Here is a 13,469-nt window from a genome sequence, read left to right as displayed (position 1 = left end):
GCCATTTGCAGAGACAAAATGGCGACATAAAATGACGTGACGACTTACGTTTACGTTGAATCTATTGAGTCTTGAGTAAATCTAAAAAGAACGCGTATTCCAGTGCATCTTCTTTTAGTCGTTTAAATCGCCCTGATGCACCACCGTGACCTGCTTCCATGTCTGTTTTGAACAAAAGTACGTTGTTGTCTGTTTTCATCTCACGCAGTTTTGCTACCCACTTCATAGGTTCAAAGTACTGTACTTGCGAATCATGTAGACCTGTTGTCACCAACATATTCGGGTAGTTTTGAGCCTTTACGTTGTCGTATGGCGAGTAACTCAACATGTAATCGTAGTAGGTTTTATTGTTAGGGTTACCCCATTCGTCATACTCGTTGGTTGTGAGAGGAATCGATTCATCAAGCATGGTCGTTACTACATCAACAAAGGGAACATGAGCGCCAATACCTCGATACAACTCAGGCGCTTGGTTGATGATAGCCCCCATCAAAAGACCACCAGCCGAACCTCCCACCGCAAACACTTTATCTTTAGCGCCATAACCTTTTTCAACCAGGTTTTTGGTTGCATCGATGAAATCATTGAACGTGTTTTGTTTAGTCAGTTTTTTACCATCTTCATACCAAGGGCGTCCCAACATCTCTGAACCACGAATATGTGCAATAGCATAAACGAATCCACGATCAAGTAGGCTAAGACGAGCTGAGCTAAAAGTTGGTTCGATAGTGTGCCCGTAAGATCCGTAGGCATATTGGTAGATAGGGTTAGTGCCGTCTTTCTTGAATAGATCTTTGCGATAAACCAAAGAGACTGGTACTTGCTTACCATCGCGAGCCGTGATCATGATTCGCTCTGATTGGTAATTGTCAGCATCGAAATCGCCTAACACGGGTGTTTGCTTCATGATCTCGGGTTCACCTGTATTAAGGTCGAAATCATAGTAAGTGCCAGGAGTCGTTAGGCTGCTGTAATAGATTCGAACTTTAGAGTTATCTAGCTCATAGTTACTTGTTAAGTAGGCAGCAAAAGCGGTGTCGTTGAACTCAAGTGGAAATTCTTTGCCTGTAGAGAGTTGACGAACCTTCACTGTAGCCAGTCCGTTTGAACGCTGCTCGTAAACCAGATGATCATTAAACAGCTCAAAATCGACAAGCTGAGTGTTGTCGTCAGCTGGAATGACATCGACCCATTTTGAACGGTCATGAATGTCTTCGGATGTGGCTTTCATCAAACGGAAGTTGACCGCTTCGTAGTTGGTGTAGATGTAGTACCAATCTTTTAGCTTAGCGATGCTGTACTCAATACCCATTTCTCTTGGGTAGAAGGCTTCTGCTTTTGCGCTTGGATTGTTGGCATCAATAATTGAAACACCACTGGTTTCTGTGCTCGAGTGCCAAATGTATACCTCCTGACCATCTTTACTCTTACTGATGTTGGTGTAGTAAGCGCTGTCAGCTTCTTCGTAGATCAGCTCATCGCTTGCTTGGGGAGTGCCCAATACGTGGCGGTAAACTTGATAGCCAAGTAGAGTTTGTGGATCTTTTTTGATGTAGTAAAGGGCTTGGTTGTCGTTTTGCCATGCGATGGCGCTCGAAGCACCTTCAATTTCATCGTCTAGGTATTCACCGGTTGTCAGGTCTTTAATTTTAATGGTGTAAATACGACGACTCAGCGTGTCCTCGCCATAGGCCAGCATGTTTTCATTTGGGCTAATTGATAGGTCACCAATACTGAAAAATTCATGTTCTTTGGCGAGTTCGTTAACATCTAGAATGACTTGTTTGTCTATTCCTAAAAAGTGTTTTTCGCGTAAATGAATTGGGTATTCGTTGTCACCTGTCACTTTATTTGAGTAGTAATAGCTACCTTTACGAACGGGGACCGAATTGTCGTCTTTCGCGACTCGGCCTTTGATCTCTTCAAATAATTGCTCTTGGGATGCTTCCGTGTGTTTCAGCACCGTCTCGGCATACCGGTTTTCTTGCTCGAGGTGCTGCAAGATCTCTGGATCTTGGCGTTGATCATCACGCATCCAATAGTAATTATCAATTCGTGTGTCACCATGAGTCGTCATTGAATGAGGGACTTTCTTAGCAACGGGAGCTTGAGTTTGTTGAGCGATAAGTTGCGATGGAGAGTAGTGGTTCATGGTTGTTATTCCTTGATTGCTGCATCCGGCGACAAGCGCTACCGATACGGCCAATGTGGTTAAAGCGAAACGCATCTTTATATCCTTAGTGTGCACCTTACTCGTTTTATTGCCAGCATCCTTTAGTGGTTAGTTTCCTTCCAGTGATATTATTTATAATTGGATTCTGGATATGCACTTTCATCGTAAGTGTCTGTTATTGTTTTTAAAAAATCAAAGTAATGTTTGATGAAATTAGTGGTAGACATCAGGCGAGGGTAAACGGGTAATACAAAAGGGACACGCCTTTCAGCATGTCCCTCTATTTATTAGGCAGGAGTTGCGTTTTACTTTAGATAGCCAATGGCATTTCGTTTGAGTGGTCAGGCTTACGATTAACCCAACGTAAACCAAGCATAGCGATAAGCGACATGCTAATCATCAAGCAACCCAGTGGCAGTTGATCTTGAGCTGGGAAGAACGATGCCAACAGTGTAGCAATACCGGCACCTAAGTTCTGCATACCACCTAAGATCGCGCCACCTGTACCAGCATGGTATGGGAATGGCGAAAGTGCACCTGTTGTTGCTGCTGGGAATAAGATACCAGCGCCCAAGAAGTAAATGGTTGCGCCGCCAATCAATGTCAATGCGGTTGTTTGACCAAACAGACCCGGGATAAGCACGACAGCTGAGCCAACTAAGATCGATACCAGGCCAATATTTAGTGCGCGACGTTCAGAGCGACGCTGCGCGATGTAACTCGAAAGGCCAGCACCTACTAGGTAACCTGGAATCGGTAACACAAACAGTAAACTCACAGTAGTTGCCGGCAAGCCAAGTACACCGCCAAGCAGTACTCCTGCAGCTGCTTCAAATACAGCTATTCCTGCAAATGTTGCAACCAGTACCAATAAGAAACCTTGGAAGCGCTTGTCAGATAGAACAAACCTGTAGCTGGTTCCTACCGATTCATTTTTGCGTCGCTCTTTTGGCAATGTTTCCATCATGCTCGTCATCATGGTGATCACAACAGCAATACCAAATAGTGCTAGAAACAAGTAGCTAGATCGCCAGCCGAAAGCTTCTGTTAGGTAACCACCCAATACAGGTGCCATCAATGGGGAAAAAATCACACACATGCTGATCAAGCTGTTTGCACGATGTAATTCAGCGCCCTCAAAACAGTCACGGGTCAATGTACGAGACATCGCACCACCACAACCAATGCCGAGCCCTTGAATAAAGCTGCCCACCAAGAACCATTCGTATTCATGAGCGAATAAGGCTACCAAGGTACCTAGGATGTAGATGACCAAGCCAGCGACGATGATTGGTTTGCGACCGAGGCGATCTGAAAGCGGGCCGTAAACAAATTGCGACAAACCATAAGGGATCAGGTAACACGCCATCACAGCTTGAAGTGAAGACGCAGAAACCAAGAACTCACCTGTCATATGGCCAATAGAAGGCACGTACATCGTTTGAGTCATTTGACCTACGGCTGTCAGAATAGCGATTAAGAAGGTAAGTTTCGCTAATGGAAACGAGGCGGACATTTGCGTATCTCTCCAAAAATTGAAAACGTAAAAACCTTAGCGCTCAATCAGGAGGATCCAATTGAGTTAAGCGATTAGTGAATCTAGGCGCGAGATGTTAGAGATTGATTGCCGATTTAGCAACCAAAAATTGTTCAGTTATCCAAGATAAAAATCTATAAATTGGATAAGAAAAAGTAATCCGAATTTCTATATAGAATAAGTAAATATTGCAGGGGATAACCATTGAAATGTTATAAGTGACTAAGCGATATTTTGATGAGTTTAGGCGTAGTGCTATGGAGAGAGTGTTTTACACAAAGCTTACTGACGTAAATGAGTTAGCGTCTGCGTAGTAAGCCCGTGAAGCGAGTGGCGTTTTTAGTATCAATATTCCACTTTAATAGAGTAGCCAGTCGGTCGCGTACACGACAAGCGTTATTAAGCAGGTCACAACAATTGTTATTACAAGTGCAGTCACTAACTTTTTCTTCAAACTTAGTGTGTTAAATACTTCTCCCTCTTGTTCTCTTAACCTCTTGTCTTCATCAAAGTGCCACTTGATCGCTAGGTAGCCACCAATAGCCAATACAATCAGCTTAAAAGCCCCTGCAAAGTATGGAAAGAAATTGGCCCAGCTTGCGTTCATCATTAGTCTCCGTCGATATGAAAATGATAAAACCAATAATAACAGCTAATTTTTGTAGTGTAGTGGGGCAAAAGAGGGCATTTTTCAATTATGGTAGGGGTGCTGCAAAGTGTTCTTATTGCCTCGAAGAAGGACGCAAGTCATACGTCATATTTTTTATGAATGACATAGATGAAGATAAGTATCAGAAGTGAATCGCTTTCTTAGTCACAGAAGCGATAGATAAAAAATATGTTCTGTTAACATTTGCGTGAACTTTCGTTTTATATGTTAGTAATTTGTGATGTAATCATCCGTTAAGCTTATTCGTTTAACTTATCTACATTGTGTACAGCCATTCGTTGTTGATGTGATAGTTATGGTTATGGAAGTCTTTTGGCTTAAATAAGGATATTAAATGCGTTCTCTATCGGTACAGTGGAAAATAACTCTACTAGCGGGTTGTTGTTTAATCATTACGTCGCTTTCTCTTATTGGTTTCTCGATCTACAACGCGACGAGTAAGCAACAAGTTATCAAATCTCAAAGCTCAGAATCAGTGATCACTAAAACTCAGCAGTTGTTATCGTCTGTTTCTCAGCTCAATGCACAAGAAACTCAACGTTATGTTGATGAAGCCATTTATCGCGCAGAGATGCTAGCGGCGAGTGCTCAGTTTTTAAAGAACAATGCGGATGAAAACTTTACACCAAGTGAAGAGCTTCGTACTGCATTAGATGAAATGGTGCGCAGATCGGTTTTAAACTTCGATTCGATTCAAGGTGCTTACCTCGTCTTTAAGCCTGATTTACTCGATAGCGAAGATTCGAATTATGTCGATGCCGATTATGTAGGATCTAACGAGAAAGGGCGCTTCGCTCCTTACTGGAAATTAGCGGATAATGGTGAGAATGTTCTCTCGAACGTCCTTTCGGAATCAACACTGAATGACAACAGCAATAGCGAGCGCTTTTACTGTCCTCTATCTTCAGGGCAAACTTGTATCAGCACCCCACGAGTGGTGAATAGTGGCGGTACAGCATTATTGACGTCCTCTATTTCAGTTCCAATTTTAGTCGACGATGTTGCGATTGGTTTTCTGGGTATCGACTTAAGACTTGATGGCTTAACCAGTGTGATTACTCAATCTGACCAGAGTTTGTTTAACGGTGCAGGTAAAGCGTATGTTGTTAGCCTAGATGGCTCAGTTATCGCTTCTGACGATTCAAGCATTGCAGTTGGTTCGAATTTCCAAAGCGATAATACCAACAGTGACTTAATGACCGATTTTATCTTCGGCGGTGAAGTAACAACGCAGTGGAGTGAGGACGGTGAGTGGTTACTTGCGTTTGCACCTGTCGTTGCTGCTAACCAAACTTGGGGGGTGTTGTTTGAGATCCCAAGAGATAGTGTCGTCGCTGATGCAAATAAACTGGATTCCATCATTAGCACTAAGCTAAGTGAAGGTATCAAAACAGAAGTGATTGCCGGTACGGTATTTATTATCTTCGGTTTAGCCATTATCGCATTTGCTTCGTTGTCCATTGTGAAGCCGATTCGTCAGGTAGTGGAAAGGTTGAATGACATCGCTTCTGGTGAAGGTGATTTGACCCAACGCTTAGAAGTGAAGTCTCAAGATGAAATCGGTCAGTTGTCGAAAGGCTTTAATCTGTTCCTAGATAAGCTGCAACATACAATTAAAGAAGTTATTCAAACTACAGAACAAGTGGCAAACACGACCAGTCAAGCGAAGGCATCTGCATCAAGTACTCGTGAAAGCAGCGAGTCTCAATTTAAAGAAGTGGATCTGGTAGCAACAGCGGCAGAAGAGATGACTCAAACTGCTGGCTTAGTGGTACAAAACGCAGAAGTTGCGGTAGACGCAGCTTGTGAGGCAAATCGTTCAGCTCAGCAAGGGCAACAAGTTATCGAGCTTTCCGCTGGTGAAATGAGGAAGCTGGTGGAACGCATGTCGAGCGCTGTGCCTATTGTTGAAGAGCTAGCAAAGAACAACGGTAATATCACCGAGATCTTAAGTGTTATCGAGGGTATCTCTGAACAGACTAACTTGTTAGCATTGAATGCGGCGATTGAGGCGGCTCGTGCTGGTGAGCAAGGTCGTGGTTTTGCGGTTGTTGCAGACGAGGTGAGAAACCTTGCAAGCCGTACACAATCATCCGTTGGTGAGATCAGAGCGGTGATTGATAAGGTCCATGCTGGAACACAAGATGTGGTGGAAGCTATCCAAGAAGGTAATATTCTTGCCAACGATACAGCGCTGCACGTTCAAAATGCAGTAGAAGATCTCGGCTCGATCTTTACCTCAATTGAGGCGATCAGTGATATGAACAATCAGATCGTAAGAGCAGCAGAAGAGCAACAATCGGTTTCCGGTGAAGTGAATCAGAGCGTGGTTAATATTCGCGACTTGAGTGCAAAGATCTTGGAACAAGCGGCAGCTTCTGAACAAGTGGGTAATGAAATTGATCAGCTATCTCAGCAGCAACAGAAATTGGTCAATCAGTTCAAGGTCTAAGCCTTAAACAATTCTTGGATAGAAAAAGGGACAAATGAAGATGTCATTTGTCCCTTTTTTAGTTGTTTCTTGAAAAGTAGGTTAATAAATAGCGTCTGACGCTGCTTACTCTTCGATGAACCAGTAGCCTTTGTTCACCAATTCAGTCACGACCGTTACGCCCGAAGGTGATAGGGCATTAGCCGAAGTAATCACGGTCTCATCGCAAAGTATGTTGAGTAACGAAGAATCCGCTTCATCCACCTTAAACACCTCACCATTGATGTAAGCCGTGTTGCTTTGATTTTCGTGGTAGAGCGCTTTCAAGCCGGATACTCGGTGGATTTCACCTTCTGACTCTAGGTGTTGGGCAATCTCTTCTTGAGTCCATAGTGGCTCTGGTGCAACGATATCAAGCTGGTGGCGTGACTGGCTCAGTAAGCAACCCATGAAGTCGCTAACCGTCTCTGGTTGCTCAAGGGCTGATTTAAGCATATCAGTCAGGTTACTCAAATCTGACGAACGAATCTTGCCGTAGCTGTCCTGCGCTTTGAACTCAGGATCGTGCAAGTGAACATCACCCATATCATGGGCAAGTACAAAGTCGGCAAAGTTACTGATCAGCTCTTGCTCTTTCGGAGAGCGGTAGCCAATGGAGTAGCTCATTGATGGTTCTAGCGTATTGCCTTCGTGTGGAAAGCCTGGCGGGATATAAAGGATATCGCCTGGTTCTAGAGTTTCATCAATGATTGGCTCAAAACCTTCGATTTGGCGTAGAGCAGAAGCTTGGACGGTCTCTTTATATTGTCCGACATCTTTTGCGCCTACTTTCCATTGACGCTTACCTTGACCTTGAATGATGAATACATCGTATTGGTCAATATGCGGTCCAACACCACCTTCAGGTGCTGAGTAGCAAATCATTAGATCATCGAACAACCAGTTTGGTAATTGTTGGAACGCTTTCGTTAGCTCATTGGCACCTTGATGCCAATGGTTTGCTGCTTGAACGATCAATTGCCAGTGAGTTTCTGATAATTCACCAAATTTTTCTTCGGCGAATGGGCCGTGCTCTGCTGTCCATTGGTTGTTGAGGTTAGAAACAAAGCGAGAATCCACTTCTTCTTCCATCGATAAACCAGCAAGTTCTTCCGGCGAAATTGGGTCGACGAAGTTTTGGAAGCCACCTTTTAAGATGGTTGGTTTCTTATGCCAGTAATTTTCAAGAAACTCGGGCATAGAAAAGCTAAGTTGGTACATGTGAATCCTGTATGTTTTGATGCTAGTTGCTAGTTGCTAGTTGCTAGTTGCTAGTTTGGCTTGTAAATCTTGCTGGACAATCTTGATTGCTTCTAACGCAACCTTTGGGTCGATCTCATTACTTTCGAGTAGGTAGATCAAGTCGACGGCTAACTTAACTTCTTCAGGTGCGTTGTCCAATGGTGATGATGTGTTATCAGTGCTCATTTCGCTTTGGGTTCTCTATATTAATCAGTCTTTCGATGTTCTTCATCGAGTCTTCACAGCGCTCTAAACGCTCTTTCGCTAACATCCAAGCGTTTTCTGCTTGTGCTTTACTATGACGCGGTTCGGAGTCTAGCGCTAACTTGCGTCGTTTAACTAAATCAACCAAACGTCTTTGCCAATCTTGGTGCTGAGCCAAGTCATTATACAAATCGTTCAAGGTTTTCCCTGATTTACTTTTTCTGTCTAAGCGTAAATCGTGATTGGCGAGCTCGCGTTGCAAAGCCGCGATCTGGTTAGTTAATTTGTCGGTTAAGTAATTCGCGCGTGATGCAGAAAGTTGATTGCTGCTCTGTTCGCGAGTAATGGTGTGATAAGTCGCTTGGGTTTCAAGTGCGTAGGGGAGTAGAGTCGAGGCGCCACATTTAAACAATGTTTTGTCGAAAAGCGCCTGATGATAAGAGCCTCGAGATTTATCTACCTGAGAACAGTGACCGAGTAAGGTATCAATGACACTTTTGATTTGTGAAAATTGACTCATTTTACTTCCTGTAATCCAATGGCTATAGGTTTACAAACCAAGCTTCGTAAGCCAGTTTTATCGCAAGTATACTGACAACCGTAACAAAGACTGGTCGTATAAACGTAGCACCAAATCGAATTGCGGAATGTGCCCCAACGAATGCACCTGCCATTAGGCAAACGCCCATGGTTAAACCCAATACCCAATCAATATGGCCAAGAATCGCGAAGGTCACCAAAGATGTGAAGTTACTGGTGAAGTTCATTGCTTTCGATAAGCCAGAAGCAAGCAAGATATTTAGGCGGTATAGAGCCATCGAGCTCACCGTCCAAAAAGCGCCTGTTCCCGGGCCTGCAACGCCATCATAAAAGCCAAGAACGAAGCCTTGATACTTTTGTTTTTTCTTAAGCACAGGGCAAGGTTTTGGTGACACGTTGTGATTGGCATTCGGTGTCTTATGAAAAATGGTGTAGATCGCTGCTGCAAGAATGATCAGTGGCAGGACTTTCTCTAGCCATTGAGTGCTGATGGCATCGACTGTTAGCGTACCTATGGTTGCGCCGATCAAGGTCGCTATAAATGCATTTATCCAACATTCTGGCTTAAATAGCTTTTTACGATAATAAGTAAAAGCTGCTGTTGAAGAAGCGAACGTAGCCGCAAGCTTATTTGTACCAAGCGCGATGTGTGGCGGTAGCCCAAGGGATAACAATGCAGGGACTGTTAACATGCCCCCGCCACCGGCGACAGCATCAATAAAGCCTGCTGCAAATGCAACCAGCGCAAGTATAACCAACATGGTTGGTTCAATCATTTCCATAAATAGCTGTTGTTCTCGTTATTGGCCGTCAGAACAGCCACACGAATAGTCGATGGGCTATTCGTTTGATTGTGAATGCAGGGGCCAAGCGATGACTGACCCATAACTGCTCTAAGGCAGAAAAGTTAGTATTTTATTGTTCTTTTAAAAGGCGGTAGTGAATCGAGTAGGGACGTGCCATATCGCTTCGTGACTATGCGTCGATCAAGGATCGTGACTTTACCAGAATCTCTCTCCTTACGCAGCAGTCGACCCACAGATTGAATAAGCTTTTTACTCGCTTCTGGAACAGTAATCTGCATAAAGGGATTACCGCCGCGTGATTCAATATATTCCGAATGCGCTTGCTCTACTGGTGAGGTTGGAACGCCAAAAGGAATCTTGGTGATAACTAGGTTTTCAAGCAGCTCACCCGGCAAATCCAGACCTTCAGAAAAGCTGCCAGTTCCAAAAAGAACGCTAGTTCTACCTTGATCTATTAGCTTTTTATGTTTTTTTAGAATTTCAGCGCGTGAAGTATCACCTTGCACCTGCAACGCCCATGACTTTTTAACGAAATCTGTTGCCAAAGCTTCAGCAACTTTATTCATTTGCCAGTAAGAAGAGAATAGAACGAGATTGGCTTTGTTGTCTTCTATTACCTTAGGCAGAATTTCAATAAGATATTCGGTAAATTGAGGTGCTTGTGGTTCGTATTTCATGGCCGGCACGATTAACTCCGCTTGATTCTGATAATCAAACGGTGACGCCAGGGCAAGAAACTGCACACCATCTTCTTCTTTTTGACTGATACCGGCTTGATGGCAGAAAAAACTGAAGGAGTTGAGTGCTCTCATTGTTGCAGAAACAAGCACGGCACCAACACAGCGGCTCCATATCTGCTGGTCAAGTTGCCAGCCAACCTCAAGCGGAGAAACATTGACAACAAAGTCGCCCTCACTCTCTTTATTAAGCTCTAGCCAGCGTGCTAAAGGCGCACCTTTTTCACGTTTTGGTTCAGCCATCAAGCGCCAAACTTGCGCTAAGTTCTCGGTTCTCTGTATATAGAAGCCGATTTCGGCGAGTGCAGGCTCTGCAAGTTTTGCAGAAAGCTCGCCATCTTTAACTCGTTCTGCAATCAGGTCTGCAATTTTAGCGACAGCCTGACTCGCTTTCTGAGAAAGCTGTTTGAGGTCTTTAGATTCGTTCTCTAACCATTCTGGCAAGTCACCATGTTCAAAGCGGTAAAGCCCATCTTCAAAATGAGTGGCATCGAACTGCTTACTGAGCTGCGTCAGAGTTGGAATCAGTTGTTGTACTGAATCCTGCAGTTCATTCCTGAATCGACCCACTCGCTTTTCGTCCGCCAAGCCTGAAAGCTTGGTTATCGATTGGTTTAAACGCTCTAACCATGAAGCGGCACCTTTCAAGCTCGCTGCTGCAGAAGAGTGATCTCGGGCTACGTGTGGTAAGTGGTGTGCTTCATCAAAGATATAGATGCTATTTTCCGGCTCTGGCAGTATCACACCGCCACCTAAATCGGCATCAGACATCACTAAACTGTGATTAGCGATGATAACGTCTGCTTTATCTAGCTCTGAACGTGCTTTTTGGAAAGGGCAATCTCTGTGAGTTGGCATGCTGTTGTTACAACTATGCTTATCACTGACAATCATCTGCCAAATCATGTTGTCGATAGGCTTTGGCCAGGAATCTCGGTCGCCATCCCATTTGCCTTGAGCAAGGCTGCGATACATGGTTTGCAGTTGTTCAATATCTTTCTGTTTTGGCTTAGATTCGAACATTGCCATTTGGCCGCCATCAACCCCGCAGGCGGCTGCCAACTTTTCCGCACAGCAATAACGTTGTCGACCTTTCGCCAATATAAAAGAGAACTCCCTGTCAGTAAGCCTTCTATATAGTGGGAGATCTTTGTTTACAAGCTGTTCTTGTAGAGCAACCGTTGCGGTTGAAATAACAATTTTTCGGTTGTTTAAAACGGCAACAGGGATCGCAGCCATTAAATAAGCCAGTGATTTACCGATTCCGGTTCCTGCTTCAGCAACGATCATACGATTACTTTTGTGGTATTGACCACAAAGTGTCTTCGCAATCTCAGCGACAAGGTAGTTTTGTGCACGCCTAGGTACAAAGTTATCCAACTGTTCTTGGAGGTTTTGATAACTGGTGCGAATAGAATTTTGAATTTTAGTAGTTAGCATACTGTGACCTACGTAACGGAGCGAGGATAGTAGCACATATCACTAGCCGGTACATTTACCGCAAAATAGCTTGCTTTTAAATCAAAGGTAGATCTCGTTCACAAAAAAAAACTGAACCATCAGGAACTTAACGATTTTATTTATCTTGCGAAATATAAATATTAAAAAAGACTGGCTTATAGGTGTTAAATTCTAATGGTGAGTATTTTTCGGCCTTATTGTGGAGTTAAATTCTATTTGTTGCATTTTAGATCTTATTTTCTTTGCTGGTAAAACTAAGGATAAGTTGCTCGTAAAATGATGAAAATAAATGTAAGTAATTGATTTTGAATGTTTTGTTTTTTTTTAGGTTTGTTTTTAGTTTATTTGACACGCAGGATAATCTTTTGCAATCTAGACCTCGAAATTTAGTGACGGTGATTAACCAACAAAGAGTGGTAATGACCAGTCACAATAATTAAAAGGGAACCGGGCAAGGATCTCCCATTCTTAGAAAAGGCAGTGGATTTATTATGAAAAAGACTCTATTAGCGTTAGCTATCGCAGCTACAGCAACTTCTGTAAATGCAGCAGAGATTTACTCTAACGACGATACAAAAGTGAGCCTGAAAGGTGAAGTAGATATTTACCTTAAACAGTCTGAAGTTGATAAAACTAAGTGGGAAAAAGACGGCAAAGACGCTAAAGGTAATGACAAGTTTAAAGCAGTTGACACTACCGAAAAGAAAGAGCTTGACGTTTCTACTTGGGCTAAGATTCAGCTAGACGCAGAGCAAAAACTAAATGACCAGTTCACAGCATTCGCTTCTTTTGAAATCGAAGCAGATGACGACGGTAAAGCAAAGTTTGATGATGTATGGGTTGGTTTCAAAACTGACACTTGGGGTATGGCTTTCGGTGAGACTGGCGACCTAGCAGAATCTGCTGATGCAATCCAAAAAGACGACATTACTAACGAAGGTAACTACATGGGCTCTACTGGTGGTCACCACCGCGAGTCTAAAGGCCACGGCGTTGTGTTCAAAGGTGAGTTTGTTGAAGGTCTAACTCTAGTCGCTGATGTGAACACGACTTCTGAAGAAGATGTAGACAACACTTACGGTATCTCTGCGGATTACGCATTCAGCAACTTCTCTATCGGTACTTCATACATTACTGGTGAAGCTGAAAAAGACATCGATTACTCTCTTGCAGGCGTTTCGGCTTCTGCTGAGTTCGGTGGCCTTTACCTTGCACTGACTTACGCTCAGTTTGAGGGTGCTAACGAGTTTGGTTACTGGGAATACAAAGGCTCAGTATCTGACAAGGATGCTAAAGGGTACTTCAACGGCGACACAATGGGCTTCGCGGCGGCATACCAAATGGATAAGGTTCGCCTATACACAACTTACGCAATTGCAAACCTTGATGAACGAGCTACTGCAACAGGCAATAGTAAGCTTACTAAAGATACAGAGGTAGATAACCTAGTAGTTGGTGTTGATTACGCTTTCCGTGACAACATTTTGTTCCTAGCTGAGTACCAAACTGCAACTCTGGAATTTAACACGGTTGGTCAAAAAGATTACGATGCTGATACAGTAACAGCGGGCGTTTACTACACATTCTAATCTGTAGTTAACTATGCTATACAAAAGCCAGCGTTAAGCT

General features: G+C 43.5%; 10 protein-coding genes. 2 read left to right on the top strand and 8 right to left on the bottom strand.

Annotated elements, in window-relative coordinates; genetic code table 11:
- Positions 1-61 precede the first annotated feature (61 nt).
- The 3 genes from OCV52_RS10285 to OCV52_RS10275 all read right to left on the bottom strand — a co-directional run bounded on the left by OCV52_RS10285 (position 62) and on the right by OCV52_RS10275 (position 4,317).
- Positions 62-2,152 (bottom strand): S9 family peptidase, encoded by a 2,091-nt coding sequence (locus OCV52_RS10285; RefSeq protein WP_170222448.1) that lies wholly within the window; start codon positions 2,150-2,152, stop codon positions 62-64.
- Between the two features lie 331 nt (positions 2,153-2,483).
- The gene (gene emrD, locus OCV52_RS10280; RefSeq protein WP_137407694.1) at positions 2,484-3,689 is read right to left on the bottom strand and encodes a multidrug efflux MFS transporter EmrD; all 1,206 of its coding nucleotides are present in this window, start codon (positions 3,687-3,689) and stop codon (positions 2,484-2,486) included.
- A gap of 379 nt (positions 3,690-4,068) precedes the next feature.
- Positions 4,069-4,317 carry a hypothetical protein gene (locus OCV52_RS10275; RefSeq protein WP_004737417.1) on the bottom strand — a complete coding sequence of 83 codons (249 nt, stop codon included), beginning with the start codon at positions 4,315-4,317 and terminating at the stop codon, positions 4,069-4,071.
- A gap of 397 nt (positions 4,318-4,714) precedes the next feature.
- Here OCV52_RS10275 and OCV52_RS10270 point away from each other — a divergent pair, with 397 nt between their 5' ends.
- A complete protein-coding gene (locus tag OCV52_RS10270) occupies positions 4,715-6,832 on the top strand; it encodes a methyl-accepting chemotaxis protein (RefSeq protein ID WP_105025283.1) in 2,118 nt (705 codons plus the stop codon).
- 105 nt (positions 6,833-6,937) lie between these two features.
- Here the strand turns inward: OCV52_RS10270 and OCV52_RS10265 are convergent, their stop codons facing one another.
- From OCV52_RS10265 to dinG, 5 genes are all read right to left on the bottom strand, one after another.
- On the bottom strand, positions 6,938-8,071 hold the full coding sequence (locus OCV52_RS10265) for a ribosomal protein uL16 3-hydroxylase (protein ID WP_137407695.1): 1,134 nt from the start codon (positions 8,069-8,071) through the stop codon (positions 6,938-6,940).
- Positions 8,072-8,107: 36 nt separating this feature from the next.
- Positions 8,108-8,278: a pleiotropic regulatory protein RsmS gene (gene rsmS, locus OCV52_RS10260; RefSeq protein WP_004737421.1), complete on the bottom strand. Its 171-nt coding sequence runs from the start codon at positions 8,276-8,278 to the stop codon at positions 8,108-8,110.
- Positions 8,268-8,816, bottom strand: coding sequence for a primosomal replication protein (locus tag OCV52_RS10255; RefSeq protein ID WP_137407696.1), 549 nt, complete (start codon positions 8,814-8,816; stop codon positions 8,268-8,270). Before OCV52_RS10255 ends, rsmS begins: the two co-directional genes overlap by 11 nt.
- 22 nt (positions 8,817-8,838) lie before the next feature.
- Positions 8,839-9,618, bottom strand: a complete 780-nt coding sequence (locus OCV52_RS10250) for a sulfite exporter TauE/SafE family protein (protein WP_105025280.1) — start codon at positions 9,616-9,618, stop codon at positions 8,839-8,841.
- 125 nt (positions 9,619-9,743) lie between these two features.
- Positions 9,744-11,819 carry an ATP-dependent DNA helicase DinG gene (gene dinG, locus OCV52_RS10245; RefSeq protein ID WP_137407697.1) on the bottom strand — a complete coding sequence of 692 codons (2,076 nt, stop codon included), beginning with the start codon at positions 11,817-11,819 and terminating at the stop codon, positions 9,744-9,746.
- Between the two features lie 512 nt (positions 11,820-12,331).
- Between dinG and OCV52_RS10240 the strand changes: the two genes are divergently transcribed.
- The gene (locus OCV52_RS10240) at positions 12,332-13,429 is read left to right on the top strand and encodes a porin (RefSeq protein WP_137407698.1); all 1,098 of its coding nucleotides are present in this window, start codon (positions 12,332-12,334) and stop codon (positions 13,427-13,429) included.
- Positions 13,430-13,469 lie beyond the last annotated feature (40 nt).

Source organism: Vibrio chagasii (genome assembly GCF_024347355.1).
Classification (GTDB): Bacteria; Pseudomonadota; Gammaproteobacteria; order Enterobacterales; family Vibrionaceae; genus Vibrio; species Vibrio chagasii.
The sequence above is the reverse complement of the archived record's forward strand: the minus strand, read 5'-3'. Positions and strand labels throughout refer to the sequence as shown.